The organism is Arthrobacter burdickii (assembly GCF_030433645.1).
In the GTDB taxonomy this organism is placed as follows: domain Bacteria; phylum Actinomycetota; class Actinomycetes; order Actinomycetales; family Micrococcaceae; genus Arthrobacter_D; species Arthrobacter_D burdickii.
The window spans coordinates 485,803-500,045 of record NZ_JAROCG010000002.1; the positions used below are offsets into that span (position 1 = coordinate 485,803).

At 70.8% G+C, this 14,243-nt stretch carries 12 protein-coding genes; 9 read left to right on the top strand and 3 right to left on the bottom strand.

Annotated elements, in window-relative coordinates; translation table 11 throughout:
- Positions 1-32 precede the first annotated feature (32 nt).
- Genes P5G52_RS16840 through P5G52_RS16850 form a run of 3 tightly spaced genes read left to right on the top strand, consistent with a single transcriptional unit; the run spans position 33 to position 6,048 of the window.
- Positions 33-626, top strand: coding sequence for a WhiB family transcriptional regulator (locus P5G52_RS16840; RefSeq protein ID WP_301229671.1), 594 nt, complete (start codon positions 33-35; stop codon positions 624-626).
- Positions 530-4,246: a glycosyltransferase family 2 protein gene (locus tag P5G52_RS16845; RefSeq protein ID WP_301229673.1), complete on the top strand. Its 3,717-nt coding sequence runs from the start codon at positions 530-532 to the stop codon at positions 4,244-4,246. The genes P5G52_RS16840 and P5G52_RS16845 overlap by 97 nt, the downstream gene beginning before the upstream one ends.
- Entirely contained in the window at positions 4,243-6,048 is a 1,806-nt protein-coding gene (locus tag P5G52_RS16850) for a DUF5719 family protein (protein WP_301229675.1), read from the top strand. Before P5G52_RS16845 ends, P5G52_RS16850 begins: the two co-directional genes overlap by 4 nt.
- A gap of 34 nt (positions 6,049-6,082) precedes the next feature.
- Here the strand turns inward: P5G52_RS16850 and P5G52_RS16855 are convergent, their stop codons facing one another.
- Complete coding sequence (locus P5G52_RS16855; RefSeq protein WP_301229677.1) at positions 6,083-6,577, bottom strand: metallopeptidase family protein; 495 nt, start codon at positions 6,575-6,577, stop codon at positions 6,083-6,085.
- A 125-nt stretch (positions 6,578-6,702) separates the two neighbouring features.
- On the opposite strand from P5G52_RS16855, the gene P5G52_RS16860 reads away from it, so the two are divergent.
- The 4 genes from P5G52_RS16860 (at position 6,703) to P5G52_RS16875 (ending at position 10,410) form a co-directional block, all read left to right on the top strand.
- Entirely contained in the window at positions 6,703-7,089 is a 387-nt protein-coding gene (locus tag P5G52_RS16860; RefSeq protein WP_301229679.1) for a DUF3499 domain-containing protein, read from the top strand.
- A 106-nt stretch (positions 7,090-7,195) separates the two neighbouring features.
- On the top strand, positions 7,196-7,384 hold the full coding sequence (locus P5G52_RS16865) for a Trm112 family protein (RefSeq protein ID WP_301229681.1): 189 nt from the start codon (positions 7,196-7,198) through the stop codon (positions 7,382-7,384).
- Positions 7,385-7,441: 57 nt separating this feature from the next.
- Positions 7,442-8,941, top strand: a complete 1,500-nt coding sequence (gene ahcY / locus P5G52_RS16870) for an adenosylhomocysteinase (RefSeq protein ID WP_301229683.1) — start codon at positions 7,442-7,444, stop codon at positions 8,939-8,941.
- A 173-nt stretch (positions 8,942-9,114) separates the two neighbouring features.
- The gene (locus P5G52_RS16875; RefSeq protein WP_301229685.1) at positions 9,115-10,410 is read left to right on the top strand and encodes a L,D-transpeptidase; all 1,296 of its coding nucleotides are present in this window, start codon (positions 9,115-9,117) and stop codon (positions 10,408-10,410) included.
- Positions 10,411-10,437: 27 nt separating this feature from the next.
- Here P5G52_RS16875 and P5G52_RS16880 read toward each other — a convergent pair whose 3' ends face one another.
- Positions 10,438-11,238 carry an RDD family protein gene (locus tag P5G52_RS16880; protein WP_301229686.1) on the bottom strand — a complete coding sequence of 267 codons (801 nt, stop codon included), beginning with the start codon at positions 11,236-11,238 and terminating at the stop codon, positions 10,438-10,440.
- A gap of 114 nt (positions 11,239-11,352) precedes the next feature.
- Between P5G52_RS16880 and P5G52_RS16885 the strand changes: the two genes are divergently transcribed.
- Entirely contained in the window at positions 11,353-12,345 is a 993-nt protein-coding gene (locus tag P5G52_RS16885) for a stage II sporulation protein M (protein ID WP_301229687.1), read from the top strand.
- A gap of 212 nt (positions 12,346-12,557) precedes the next feature.
- Here the strand turns inward: P5G52_RS16885 and P5G52_RS16890 are convergent, their stop codons facing one another.
- Positions 12,558-12,980 (bottom strand): hypothetical protein, encoded by a 423-nt coding sequence (locus tag P5G52_RS16890; protein WP_301229689.1) that lies wholly within the window; start codon positions 12,978-12,980, stop codon positions 12,558-12,560.
- A 120-nt stretch (positions 12,981-13,100) separates the two neighbouring features.
- Between P5G52_RS16890 and P5G52_RS16895 the strand changes: the two genes are divergently transcribed.
- Positions 13,101-14,033 carry a TIGR01906 family membrane protein gene (locus tag P5G52_RS16895; protein ID WP_301229691.1) on the top strand — a complete coding sequence of 311 codons (933 nt, stop codon included), beginning with the start codon at positions 13,101-13,103 and terminating at the stop codon, positions 14,031-14,033.
- The last annotated feature ends 210 nt before the right edge of the window (positions 14,034-14,243 follow it).

Genomic DNA, 14,243 nt, shown 5'->3' on the forward strand with positions numbered 1-14,243 from the left:
ATGTTGGAACGGCAACACCGGGAAGGCTGAGCATGGGGCAGGCAGAACGCATTGAGGAACGACCAGACATCGCAGCGCAGGCATCGGCCCGCTACGGCTCACGGGGCGTTCCTGCCGACTGGTTCCTGGACCCCGCAGACCCCCTCGCAGGGGAGCGGTACCTCGAAGAAACCCGTTCCGTGCTCGAGGACCAGGCAACGGCCTTCCTCGCCGCGCATGAGGCGCTGACCTCACTCCCCGACGTCGAGGACCGTCCGAGCAGCCTGTTCGTCCTTCCCAGCTTGGATCCGGAAACCTCCAGCATCCTGCCGGATGAACTCGAGGACGCACGGCCGCAGTCGGCCCCCGCCGGGCAGCCGGTCTGGGTCGGCCTGCCACTGGCTCCGGGCAACCCGGACGACGACGGCGAACTGTCCTGGCAGGCCGACGCGCTGTGCGCGCAGACGGACCCGGAAGCGTTCTTCCCCGAGAAGGGCGGCTCCACCCGTGACGCCAAGAAGGTCTGCGGCGCCTGCATCGTGAAGTCCGAATGCCTCGAGTACGCGCTGGAGAACGACGAGCGCTTCGGTATCTGGGGTGGCCTCTCCGAGCGCGAGCGGCGCAGATTGCGGAAGCGAGCAGTCTGATTCAGCTCCACCTCCGTGTCACCGCCATCGTCGTAGCCCACAATGGCGCCCAGTACCTCCCGCGAACACTGGAAGCCCTCGAACGCCAGACCCGACCGGCCGACTTCTGCGTCGGCGTCGACAGTGGATCGACGGACGAGTCCGCCTCCATCCTCCAACTCCACCTGCCGACCGGGAGCCCGGTCGTCGGAGCGCCGGCACGGGCTGGGTTCGGCACCGCCGTGCGGACCGCTGTCGCCGAGATCCCTGCGCACCGGGCCTCGCAGGACGGGAGTACGCAGCACTGGCTCTGGCTCCTCCACGACGATTCCGCGCCCGAGCCCGACGCGCTCGCCGAACTCCTCCTCGCCGTGGAGCGTGCGCCCTCGGTGACTGTTGCGGGAGCGAAGCAGGTGGCCTGGGACGACCCCCGCGAACTCGTGGACGTCGGCCTGTCCATCAGCAGGTGGGCCGAGCGCCTCACGCTCATCGACGTCGACGAGCACGACCAGGGGCAGTACGACGCCCGGAGCGACGTCTTCGCCGTCAACTCCGCGGGAATGCTCGTGCGCCGCGACGTGTGGGACGCCCTCGGTGGATTCGATCCCGCCTTCCACGGCGTGGGCGACGACGTCGACCTGTGCTGGCGCAACCGCCTCGCGGGCAACCGGGTGGTGGTGGTACCCCACGCTGTCCTGCGCCACGCGAGTTCCAGGCCGCATCCCGCGTCCACTCCCCATGCCGCCCGTGCCGCCGAGGTGTACCTCAGGCTCAAGCATGCGGCCCCCTGGAACGTGCCCTTCCTCGCCGTCGGAGCCGTGCTCGGGGGGCTGGTCCGGTTCCTCCTCGGGCTCCTGGCGAAGGACCCCGCGCACGGCACCGGACAACTGCTCGGGAGCCTCGGCGGTGTCTTCCGGCCACTCAACCTCCTGCGGTCCCGCCGCTCCGCCGCCCGCAGCAGGACACTGCCGCGGTCGATCGTCCGGTCGCTGATCACGTCCCGCCGTGAGGTCTGGTCTCACCGCAAGTCCGTCCTCGACGCCTTCACCTCTCGCGGGGGCTACAGCGGACCGGAGGGACTACAGGCCACGGAGGAGTACATACCGTCGGGCGACAGCCACGACGACTTCGCCGCCCTCACAGCTCCGGCCCGGCCCTGGGTCGGCGCGGGCGCCGTCGTCGCCGTCGTCGTCCTGCTGGCCGCGGCCCTCCTGGGCCTGCACCGGCTGGTCGGAGCGCCGGCCCTCGCGGGCGGTGCATTGCTGCCGGTGGCGCAGGCACCCGGCGCCGTCTGGGACAGCGCGACGGCGTGGTGGACCGGCCTCGGCACCGGATTCGCCGCGCACGGCTCCCCGTTCTCCTACGTCCTCTGGCTCCTCTCCCTGCTGGGACTGGGCTCGGCGAACACCGCCGTCGTCGTCACGATCATCTGCGCCCTGCCGCTGGCGGGGCTCTCCGCGTGGTTCGCCTCCGCGGCCTTCACACGCTCGCGCGGCCTGCGCCTGTGGGCCGCCCTCTTCTGGGGAGCGGCACCGGCCCTGCAGGTGGCGCTGGGCAGCGGGCGCCTCGGCGCCCTGATCGCCCACCTCCTGCTGCCGCTGGCGCTGCTCGGGATCGTCCGAGCGGTCGGGGGTGCGCTGGCGGCACGTGCGCTGCCCGAGGGCATCATCAAGCCGGGCATCAACGGCACCCGGAGCTGGACCGCCGCGGCGGCCGCCGGGCTGGTCCTTGCTGTCGTCACCGCCTCCGCGCCGTCCCTTCTCCCTTTCGTGCTCGTCGGGCTCGCCCTCGCCCTGGTAGCGGGTCGACGCCGCGCCCGCACTCTGTGGTGGACGCTCCTGCCGGTCGTGGCACTGCACCTGCCGTATGCCCTGTCAGCGCTGCGGGACCCGCGCGCACTCCTGGGTGATCCCGGCGTCCCGGTTCCCTTCCCTCCGGCTGCCCCGTGGCAGCAACTCCTCGGTTTCCCCGTGTCCTTCCAGCCCCTGCTCCCGCCGGCATCGACCGGTGTCCTCGGGATGGGGCCGGCGCTCGTGGCCGCCGTCGTCATCGGCGGACCGGTTCTCGTCCTGGCGGCCGCCGCGCTGTTCAGCCGGGGCGGGCACCGCACCGTTGTGCGCTTCTTCTGGCTGCTCACGGTCCTCGCCCTCGCCCTGGCGGCTGCTGCACCGGCGCTGCCTGTCGCGGTGGGCGCCACCTCCCTGATCCAGCCCTTCTCCGGTCCGCTCGTGTCGGTGATGGCTCTGTGCCTCCTGGCGGCCGCACTCTCGGGGCTGCCCGGTCCGCAGGACGGGGAGGCGCCGGCTGCACGTCCCGGCGCCCGCCGCCGACTGGTCCGGATCGCCGGCGGCGTCGTCCTGGCCGCAGGACCGCTGCTCAGCCTCGGTCTGTGGCTGGCCCCCGAGATCGCCGGTCCCCCCGCCGTGGCCGCCGAACCCGTGGTCCTTCCGGGCGCCCCTGCGGAGGAGGCGCCCGACACCGGGGCCGGCACCACCGACTTCGGCACGGGCCTCGTGCTCGAACCCGCAGCCGAGCGCCCCCTGCCCGCCACCGCCGCGGACCGGGGCACCGGACCCGACCGCACGCGAACGCTCGTCATCACCGTCGACGACGACGACACCGTGGGCGCCTCCCTCATGCGCGGATCCGGGACCACCCTGGATGCGCTGAACCCGATGTTCGCCGCCCGCACCCTGCAGGGAAGCGGAGACGCACTGCGCGAGGACAGCGAGTCCGCGCGGATCCTCCGAACCACCGTCGCCGTGATCGTCGGCGCTACCGGTGCCGACCCGCGGGAGGACCTCCGCGACCTCGGGGTCGGGTTCGTGGTCCTCCAGCAGTCCGGCACGGCGGGTGACTTCCTCAGCGGCCGCATCGACTCCGTCCCGGGCCTCACTGCCGTGGGCGACACGGACGCCGGGCGGCTGTGGCGCGTCGCCCCTGTGCTCGACGACGGCACGGAGGACGCCGGCAACCGCACGGCACGCGTGCGGGTGGTCGACACGGACGGCCGCACGGAGGCTTTGGTGGCGTCCGGAGCGGTCAACGCAGGAGGCACCATCGTGGCGGGGGCCGAGGGCAGGACCCTCGTCCTCGCCGAGGAAGCCGACCCCGGCTGGCAGGCGACCCTCGACGGGCGCAGGCTGGAGACGACGTCGGCAGGCTGGCACCAGGTCTTCGCACTGCCTGCCAACGGCGGAACGTTGGCGGTCTCCTACGTGAGCCCCTACCAGCCCTGGGTAGAGGGCGCGCAGGCGATCATCCTCGGGCTCACCGTGCTCCTGGCGATTCCCATCCCGTCGCGACCGCGGGTCGTCCGGCCGACGGGCGGCCGCCGCCCGAACTCCTCCGACCGGCGTCGTCCGCCGTACCCGGACGACCGCGCCGGCCCAGCCGTCTTGACAGACCCAGCCGGCCGGGCTGACGAGGCCGTCCTGGCGCGTCCCTCTCACCGGGCCGACCAGTCCGTCATGACGAGCCACTCCGACCGGAGCGACACGACCGACCGGGTCGTCCTGGCGGGCCCCTCCGACCCGGCCGTCCCGGCGGACCCCTTCGACCCGACCAGCGGATCGGGCGCAGAGGCCGACGGCCTGGAGGACGATCCCCAGCCCGTGACCAGTGGAAGAGGCCGCCCGTGATCCGGGGACGCAAGCGCGACAGAACGGCGGCGAGCGCCGGGCCGCAGGACCGCGACAGCACGGCGGCGAGCGCCGGCCCGCACGACCGTGACCGGAGTGGCGAGCCCGGTGCCGGGACCCCCTCGGAGGAGTCCGTCGATACCGCCGTCGCCGCCCGGGCAGTCGCCCGCGACAAGGCGGCAGGGACCGGCGCCAGCGCAGTGCGTCGGGCCCGGGTCGGTACCGCGGTGGGCGCGGCGACGGGTGTCGTCCTCCTCGCGGCGACAGCCGCCCTCGCTTCGGGCACTGTCACGGATGCTCTCGTCCCGCCGTCCGACACCGTCCGCCCCGTGCCGGTGGCCGCAGTGCCTGCCGGCGACTACACCGCGGTCTGCCCCGCCCCGCCCCGCCTGCTCGAGGCAGCCGTGAAGGGTGCGGATCCCGAGTTCAGCCCGGCGTCCGCCACCGCGAAGACGACCGTGTCCGGGATGGTGCTCAGTGACCTGAGTGCAACGCTGACCGGAAGCGGGCTGCTGCCGGTCGGAGGGGGCAAACCGCTGTCGCTCATCGAGGAGTTCGCACCCGAGGCGTCCCTGGCCGACCGTCCTGCCAGCAGCGGCACGGACGGCCTGACCAATCGCGTCGCCGGTGTCTCCCGGGGCGTCCGGGTCACGGACGCGGCGGTCTTCCGCGCACAGCCACAAGGCGGCCTCACGCCCGTCGCCGCTGCCACCTCCACCTACACCGCCAGCGACGGAGACCTTCGCGGGCTCGCAGCGACGGCCTGCCAGGTGCCCTCGAGCGACTTCTGGCTCGTCGGTGCCGCCACCGCCGTCGGCCAGTCCTCGGTACTCCTGCTGACGAACCCGACCGGGACGCCGGCCACCGTGACCCTCGAGCTGTACGGACAGGACGGACCCATCGAGGCAGCCGGCACGCGCGGGCAGCTGGTCGCGCCCGGCGAGACCCGCAGCATCGTGCTCGCAGGACTGGCCGGCGACCAGGACCGCGTGGCCGTCCGCGTCCGCAGCGACGGCGGACGCATCGCAGGCGTCATCCAGCAGAGTGTCCTCCGCCGCCTCACGCCCGGTGGAGTGGAACTGCTCTCGCCCAGCGCGCCTGCCGGCACGACGCAGGTGGTGCCCGGCGTCGCCGTCCAGGACGCCGCGACGGCGCGCCGTATCCGTGAACAGAAGGGATATGCGGCCGCCGCCCCCGAGCTGCAGGTGCTCGTACCCGGATCGAGCGACGCCGTCCTCAACATCAAGGTCTACGGCCCCGACGGGGAAGTCGAGCTGCCCGGCGGGGGAGTCGTGACGGCGACCGCCGGATCCGTGGCCGCCGTACCCCTGACGTCCCTGCCCGAGGGCAGCTACACCATCGCCATCGCCTCCGACGTCTCCGTGGTGGCATCGGCGCGCGTCACGCGCGGCATCGACGACGGCGAGCCCGTCGACTTCGCTTCGGCCCCCGCCGCCGTCCGCCTGGGGAGCGATTCCGCCATGTCCCTCGCCGAGGGCGTGGACACCTCCCTGGTGCTCGGCGCGCCGAGCGGCAGGGGCGAGGTCACGCTCACCCCCGTCGGCGCCGGTGGCGCACTCGGGACCCCGGTCATGATCGGGATCGCGGGAGGCACCTCGGTGTCGGTCCCGTCGTCGTCACTCGGCCGGGCACCTGCAGCCGTCCTCATCGACGCGACGGGTGACCCGGTCTACGGTGCCCAGGTCATGACACTTCCCGGGGCGCGGGCCGGGATCTCGGTGGCAGGCGTGCCGGCCGGTACCACCGGCCCGCTGAGCATCCCGGTGGAACTCGGCTACTAGCCGGGCCGTTCGGCCGGCGGAGGACGCTGCGGGCTCAGGCCTGGGAGCGACCGTAGGCGGGGTCCACGGCCTCCGGCGCCAGTCCCATGAGCTCTGCGGTCTGCTCGACGACGACGTCGTGGATGAGTTCGTTGACCGGCATGAGGGACTTGGCCGCCATCAGCACGGGATGCCGGTAGATGGTGATGACCGCCGGTTGCCCGGGCGATGCGGGGGAGCAGGACCCGAGCAGGCCCCGCAGGGTTTCGGGCGTCATGTCCTCGAGCCCGTCGGGAATCTCCTGCACCACGATCTGCAGGTCCTGGATGCGCTCACCCCACAGCCGCTCGAGCCGCTGCGCCGATTCCATCACCCAGTCGTCGAACTGCTCCGACCTCGAGCGCGAGCCGGGCAGGTGCGGGGGGAGCAGTTCGCCACGCATGCCGCGCCCACGGCGGTTCCGCCGACGCTCGTAGAACGACCTCGCCGAACGGCCTTCCGAGGCCGTCGGATCGGTCAGGTTGACCGAAAAAGTGGAAGCATCGTGCATGTAAAGAACTGTAAGCCTTGAACCTCCCGCCTGCACGCCCCGAAAGGCGTTGTCATCGCGGGATGCGCGGACCCCGGAGCGCGTCACGGGGCCGCGGGCCGCAATCCCCGGTAGGCTTGCCGATCGTGGGATCACTCCGTCAATGCTCAAGATCAGCCTGCCAGCGGTCGGCGGTCGCCACCCTCACCTATGTCTACGCAGACTCGACGGCGGTGCTCGGTCCCCTCGCGACGTACGCCGAACCCCACACCTACGACCTCTGCGCGGTCCATGCCGAGCGCCTGACCGTACCCAGGGGATGGGAAGTGGTCCGCCTGACGCTTCCCGACGTCGCGCCGGAGCACAATTCGGACGACCTCCTGGCCCTCGCCGACGCGGTCCGGGAAGCCGCGGCGGAGCCCTCGACGGAGCAGCCCACGACCACCCAGCGTGGAAGCAGGGCACCCATGGAGCCCCCGGCCGGCGTCACCGGGCCGCGGCGCGGCCACCTGAGGATCCTGCGGGACCCCTGACATCGCGTCGTCCAACATCGCGTCGTCCGGCACCGATTGAGGCTGCCGAACCCCATCGCGGTAGAATGGGACGCAGAATCCCCATCTCCCGAGCGAAAGCTTTCCCATGGCGAACCTCCCACAACAGCTGCTCGACGTCCTGCGGTGCCCCGTCACCGGGTCCAGGCTGGTCCAGGAAGGCGCCGTCCTCCGCTCCACCGCCGAGGGGCCCGACGGCGGGGCACTGACCTACGAACTCGACGAAGGCATTCCCGTGCTCCTCCGCACCGAACTGCGTGCCGTCCGCGCCTCCTAGGGCAGCAGCGCACGCACTGCCCCGCATCCTCCGAACTCCAGCTAGGAACAGCACACCATGACGTTCGACTACAAAGTTGCCGACCTTTCGCTCGCCGAGGCGGGGCGCCACCAGATCCGCCTCGCGGAGCACGAGATGCCCGGGCTCATGGCGCTGCGCCGCGAATTCGCCGACACGCAGCCCCTCGCGGGTGCCCGCATCGCCGGCTCCCTCCACATGACCGTGCAGACGGCCGTGCTCATCGAGACCCTGACCGCCCTCGGGGCCGAGGTCCGCTGGGCATCCTGCAACATCTTCTCCACCCAGGACGAGGCCGCAGCGGCCGTCGTCGTCGGCAAGGGCACCGTCGAGGAGCCCGCCGGCGTCCCCGTCTTCGCCTGGAAGAACGAGTCGCTCGAGGACTACTGGTGGACCGCCACCCAGATCCTCACCTGGCCGGGACAGGCCGAGGGCCTCGGCCCCAACATGATCCTGGACGACGGCGGCGACGCGACCATGCTCGTGCACAAGGGCGCGGAGTTCGAGGCCCTGGGCGCAGTGCCGGCGAACCCCCAGGAGGGCGACGCCGACTACTCCCACGAGTACACCGTGTTCCTCGACACCCTGCGCGCCACGATCGAGTCCGAGCCGCAGAAATGGTCGGCCATCGCCGCCGGTATCCGGGGCGTCACCGAGGAGACGACGACGGGCGTGCACCGCCTGTACCAGCTCGCCGCGCAGGGCAAGCTCCTCTTCCCGGCCATCAACGTGAACGACTCCGTCACGAAGTCCAAGTTCGACAACAAGTACGGGATCCGCCACTCCCTCCCCGACGGGCTGAACCGCGCCACGGACGTCCTCATCGGCGGCAAGGTCGCCGTCGTCTGCGGCTACGGCGACGTCGGCAAGGGCGCTGCCGAAGCCCTCCGCGGCCAGGGTGCCCGCGTCATCGTGACGGAGATCGACCCGATCTGCGCCCTGCAGGCCGCCATGGACGGCTACCAAGTCGCGAAGCTCGAGACCGTCCTCGGCCAGGGCGACATCTTCATCACCACCACGGGCAACAAGGACGTCATCATGGCCCGCCACATGGCAGGCATGAAGCACCAGGCGATCGTGGGCAACATCGGCCACTTCGACAACGAGATCGACATCGCCGGACTCGCCCGCATCCCCGGTGTCGAGAAGATCGAGATCAAGCCCCAGGTCCACGAGTGGGTGGTTCCGGCGAACGAGGCCGAGGGCGTGGAGAAGCACTCGATCATCATGCTGTCCGAAGGCCGCCTGCTGAACCTCGGCAACGCGACCGGACACCCGTCCTTCGTCATGAGCAACTCCTTCGCGAACCAGACGATCGCCCAGATCGAACTCTTCACCAAGTTCGAGAAGGAGGACGCCGAGGGCAACCGCGAGTACGAGAACGAGGTCTACGTCCTGCCCAAGATCCTCGACGAGAAGGTCGCCCGCCTGCACCTCGACGCCCTCGGCGTCGAGCTCACGGAGTTGACCAAAGGCCAGGCCGAGTACCTCGATATCGACGTGGCCGGGCCGTACAAGCCCGAGCAGTACCGCTACTAGATCCCACCGGGCGCCGTTCCTTCGAGCGCTTTCCTTCGGCCGCTACCGGACCCGTACGAGGCCGCCGGTAGCGGCCGAATCGTTGTCAAAACTGCACCCCGCCTGCCCGGCGGGGCCTGCCCTGTCGCGTAATATCGCTTCCGGGCAGCTACGTGAGGGGCGGATGCATGCGCATGAAGCAGGAATCGAACGAGGCCGCGGCACGCCGTAAGGGCTGGAAGATCGCCGCCATCGGAGCCGCGGCGGTCGTCGTCGTCGGGGGCGGTGTCGGGATCGCCACGGCATCACCCTGGAACGACGCATCGGCCGGCGGCTCGTCGTCCTCCGCCTCGCCGTCGTCGGCCCCGCAGTCGGCCCCGGCCCAGACCCCTCCGGCAGCTCCGCAGCCCGCGGTGTCCTCCGGTCCCGCCGGCGAGTACACCCTGGGCGTCACCCCCACCGACCAGGCCTATGGGGTCAACCCGGCCACGGTCGCGGCCGTGACGGTCGAGGGTGCCACACTCGATGCCGTCGAACTGGTACCCAGCGCGGGCGGCACGCCGGTGGCTGGGACCATCTCCGCCGACGGCGCGAGGTGGACCGCCACCGAGCGGCTCGCCTTCAACACCCAGTACACGTTCTCCTACACGGTGATCGACTCCGCGGGCCAGGCCCAGAACACGATATCGACGTTCGTGACCGTCGAACCCGCCAATGCGGCCGACGCCTCCCTGTTCCCGCTCGACGGCAGCACGGTCGGCACCGGCCAGCCACTGGAGTTCACCTTCAGCGAGCCCGTCACGAACCGTGATGCGGTGGAGAAGGCCATCACGGTGACCAGCACGAGCGGCCAGCCCGGTGCCTTCTACTGGTTGTCCGACACCAAGGTGCGCTACCGTCCCGAGACGTTCTGGGCGCCGAACAGCACCATCACGGTGAAGCTCAACCTCTTCGGGGTCGATCTCGGCAACGGCATGATCGGCAATGCCGACAGGACGATGACCGTGAAGACCCACAACGCGCGCATCGCCGTCGTCGACAACGCGACCAAGACCATGAACGTGTACCTCGACGGGAAGCTGGACCGGACCTTCCCCATCACGCTCGGCACCGAGGAGTGGCCCTCCACCGAGGGGTACATGGTGGTGATGGAACACTACGAATCCACCCAGTTCAGGGCGGAATCGATCGGGCTCAAGCCCGGCGACGCGGCCTACTACCCCCCTACCGTCGTGAACCACGCGAGCCGCCTGAGCAACGGTGGCGCCTTCGTCCACGAAGCACTGCCCGGGGCGCAGGTCGCCCTCGGCAGCTTCAATGTCTCCCACGGCTGCATCGGGATGTCGCCCGAGGGTGCGGAGTACTTCTACAACACCTTCGGTCCGGGCGACGTGGTGAAGATCCTGAACACGGGGTACGGACCCATGTACGTCTGGGACGGATTCGGTGACTGGAACGTCCCCTGGAACGAGTGGGTCAACCAGCCGTAGGCGGACCGTCGACGCGGGATCCGGGCGCTAGCTGAACGGCAGCGTGTGGAGCCTCGCCGCCGTCGCCTCCGTCCGTTCCCGCTGCCGCATCATCGCCGCGTAGTCACGGTCCCGGCGCGCGGCGATGACCGCGTGCAGGAAGTCCTCCGGAGGCGTGTTCCCGGGCGGCGGGGGCCAGACGTGGTGGCTCGCCTCGGAGGCGAGATCGAGGGACAGCGTGTGCCGCGCCTGGGGCGTGAGCTTCGGCGCGGAGGCGAGGAACTGCGACATCCTGCGGGCGAGGGCATCCGGGAGGCGGCCGAAGTCGGCGGTCTCCGACCACTGCTGCAGCCCCGGCGGCATCACGGCGAGTGCGCGGGGCCGGACGACGACGCGCTCCCGCATCGCATAGGTCCCGGCGAGGAGGTCGCCGAGGCGCTTGGACTTCTCGTTGAACAGGGACACGATGAACGCGAGCGATCCGCCGAGCATGTAGATCTCCAGGATGGCGAGCATGCCGCGGATGAAGGCGTGGCGGAAGCGGATCGCACCGCCGTCGTCGCGCACGATCCGCAGGCCCATCACCAGGCGTCCCAGCGACTTCCCGCGCGTGAGGGTCTCCACGGTCACCGGGAGGACGACCAGGAGCAGGACCACGACGACGAGCAGGAGCGCCCTCGTGAGCGCGGCGTCGAGGATGCCGTCGAAGACGTTCCCGATCAGCAGCAGGAGGAGGACCGCGAGGATGACCTGGGCGATGATGTCGATCAGGATGCTCAGCCCACGGGCGGCGAAGCCGGCGGGTCTGAGCTCCAGGACGACTGCTTCACCGGTGACGACCGAACTCATGATGTTCCCCCTGGGCAGCTGCTGCTGGTGCGATTCCGGTGTCGGGGCGGATAGCTGCCCCGCGACGCCGTGCCCAGCCTATCGCCGGCGGGAGCGGACTATAGGGTTAGGCGCATGGACGTGGACGCATTCATCGCCGTGCACCGCAGCGACTGGCAACGCCTGGACGACCTCGTGCGGCGGCGCAGGCTGGACGGCGCGGAATCGGACGAACTGCTGGTCCTCTACCAGCGGGTGTCCACGCACCTGTCCATCATCCGCTCGGTCGACCCCGAGAGCGCGCTGTCCGGGTCACTGTCCACGCGCCTCTCGCGAGCCCGGACGCGCTTCACCGGGGCGAGGTCCAATGTCATGGAGGACGTCGCCTCCTTCTTCGTGTTCTCCCTGCCGGCCGCCTTCTACCGCATCCGGTGGCTCACCGTCGTGGTGGGCGTGATCTTCCTCGCCGTCACGTGGCTCTACGCGCAGTGGGTGGTGGGGACTCCCGGTGTGATCCAGGCGCTCGGAACGGAGGAGGACCTCCGGCGCTATGTGGAGGAGGACTTCATCGACTACTACTCGGAGAACCCCGCGGCCTCCTTCTCAGGCATGGTGTGGACCAACAACGCCTGGATCGCGCTGCAGGCGGTCGCCTTCGGAGTGACGGGCATCTGGCCGGCCTTCATCCTGTACCAGAACGCGCAGGGCCTGGGCGTGGCCGCCGGCATGATGGCCGCCCACGACAGGCTCGACGTCTTCTTCTTCTACATCCTGCCGCACGGCTTCATGGAGCTCACCGCGATCTTCATCGCCACGGCGGCCGGCCTGCGCATCTTCTGGGCATGGGTGGCGCCGGGACGCAGGCTCCGCTCCGTGGCACTGGCGGAGGAAGGGCGTGCACTGATCACCGTGGCGCTCGGCCTGGTCCTGGTGCTGCTCGTCTCCGGCCTGGTCGAGGGCTTCGTGACACCGAGCGGACTGCCGCACTGGCTCCGCCTCACGATCGGCCTCCTCGTCCTCGCCGCGTACTGGGCCTACACGCTGGTCCTCGGCCGGCGGGCCGTCGCCGCGGGGTACCGGGGGGACCTGGGAACCGTCGACCGGGGTGCCGCCGTCATCACGGCGTGAGGTGACCGGGCGCGGCCGGGCACGGTGTGACGTGATCGGATGCGCCGACACGGCCTGACGAGAACGGGTGCTGCTATCACGCGCGACCGGAGGGGTGCCGGGGAGTCTCCCGGCCGGTCGCCCGCCCGGCCGGTAATGTCGGAGATGCCGGGGCCAGCGCCGGTGGCGACGAACGAGGAGACAGCGCAGTGTCAGAGACCGACAGCACACGTTCAACCGCTTCCGGCGGGCACCGCCCGGACATCGACGAAGCGGCGGCAGGCCGGTCGGGCGCTCGCGCGGCAGTGCCGGGCGATGTCCCGGTATCGGGCGTCGCCCAGCGCCACAACCTGCCGATGCGGAAGGCGGGCACGCTGCCCGAGGTTTCCCGGCCGGGGGAGGACCCGGAAGAGCGTCCCGGCTCCGAGGAGGGCAGGCGTGCCGACGGGGGCGAACCCGAGACCCGGATGCTGCCTGTTGTGCAGGACGGCCGAATCGACGACGCCGAGGCGAGGTCCGCGCGTCCTGCCCATTCCTTCGGTGGTGCCTCTGGGTCGAACGGAACCGTCGACGAAACTGATGCCACCGGAACCCTTGCTGATGGACCCCACTCCGCCGGCACCCATTCCGCTGATGCTCTGCATCGAGGAGCGCATGTCGCCCACGATGGATCGAACCGGGACGTGAACCCAGACCCGGACCCAGCTGCAGAACCTGCAGATCGGCCGGACGCCGCCGGTGCCTCCACTGGTGCCGGGGCTGCACTTCCGTCCCCGGTGGCGCATGCATCAGTTGACGACCAGCACTCTTCCGGCGACGAGCTTCCCGCCAGCAGCCGGCCCTCCGCCGGGGCCCAGAGCGGCGGGAGCCACGCGTCCACGGTCCCCAAGGAGCCCTCGACGGACACCGGCGCGCTCTCCGTACGACCGCCGGACAAGGACGCGGCACGCCGGGCCGCGGTACGGGACCAGGCCGTGGCTGCGAAACCTGCCCTTCCGCGTTTCCTGCAGGTCGTCGTCGCGCTCTTCTTCCCCGTCATCGTGGTGGCAGCGGCGGTCCGTGCCGTCGCGACGTCGTCGTTCCTGTGGCTCGAATACCACCGGCCGGGTTTCCCCGCCGACCAGTTCGGTTTTTCGCTGGACGACCGCATGACCTACGGCTCCTACGCGCTGGACTACGTGGTGAACCTCGCGCCGCCGCGGTATCTCGGGGGCCTCGTGACCCCGGAGGGTGATCCGCTGTTCCTCGAGTCGGAGGTCGACCACATGGCGGACGTGAAGGGCGTGCTGGGTCTGTCCTTCCTCATCGCCCTCGTGCTGTTCGTGCTCGCAGTGCTCGCCTGCGTCTACCTCGCGCGGAAGTACAAGGGCGGAGTGCGGCGCGCGCTGTTCTCGGGTGCCGTTCTCACGCTCGTCGGCATCGCCGTCCTGACGGTCCTCGCGGTCCTTGCCTGGGAGACCTTCTTCACGCAGGTGCATGCACTGTTCTTCGCCAACGGCACCTGGACCTTCCGCATCGACGACACGCTGATCAGGCTGTTCCCGGAGCAGTTCTGGACGGACTCCGCCGTCACGATCGCGGTGCTCGTCCTGGCGGCGATCATCCTCACGCTCGCCCTCACCTGGCCGACCCGGGCACGGCGGGAACGCTCGATGCTGGCGCAGGAAGCGGCACAGGCCCGGTACCGCGAGGCCCTCGAGGCTTCCTGACGGGCGGGCCGCCGCGCCCTTCTCAACGGGCGGGCCGCCGCGCCGGGTGCCCAGACCCGGTGGGAATGTTCCGCGAATCGGGGCCGCCGCCCCGGGTCTGCGCACTCGCGGGGCTGGGAGATGTACCGCGCCCTTCTTAGCGGGTGGGCCGCCGCGCCGGGCGCCCAGACCCGGTGGGAATGTTCGGGGAATCGGGGCCGCCGCGCCGGG

What these genes read in the sequence shown, in the direction of transcription:
- P5G52_RS16880 (WP_301229686.1), bottom strand. Translation starts at nt 11,238, where the DNA reads ATGAGTTCGGTCGTCACCGGTGAAGCAGTCGTCCTGGAGCTCAGACCC.
- P5G52_RS16885 (WP_301229687.1), top strand. Translation starts at nt 11,353, where the DNA reads ATGGACGTGGACGCATTCATCGCCGTGCACCGCAGCGACTGGCAACGC.
- P5G52_RS16890 (WP_301229689.1), bottom strand. Translation starts at nt 12,980, where the DNA reads ATGCGCTCCTCGATGCAGAGCATCAGCGGAATGGGTGCCGGCGGAGTG.
- ahcY (WP_301229683.1), top strand. Translation starts at nt 7,442, where the DNA reads ATGACGTTCGACTACAAAGTTGCCGACCTTTCGCTCGCCGAGGCGGGG.
- P5G52_RS16855 (WP_301229677.1), bottom strand. Translation starts at nt 6,577, where the DNA reads ATGCACGATGCTTCCACTTTTTCGGTCAACCTGACCGATCCGACGGCC.
- P5G52_RS16865 (WP_301229681.1), top strand. Translation starts at nt 7,196, where the DNA reads ATGGCGAACCTCCCACAACAGCTGCTCGACGTCCTGCGGTGCCCCGTC.
- P5G52_RS16845 (WP_301229673.1), top strand. Translation starts at nt 530, where the DNA reads ATGCCTCGAGTACGCGCTGGAGAACGACGAGCGCTTCGGTATCTGGGG.
- P5G52_RS16840 (WP_301229671.1), top strand. Translation starts at nt 33, where the DNA reads ATGGGGCAGGCAGAACGCATTGAGGAACGACCAGACATCGCAGCGCAG.
- P5G52_RS16875 (WP_301229685.1), top strand. Translation starts at nt 9,115, where the DNA reads ATGAAGCAGGAATCGAACGAGGCCGCGGCACGCCGTAAGGGCTGGAAG.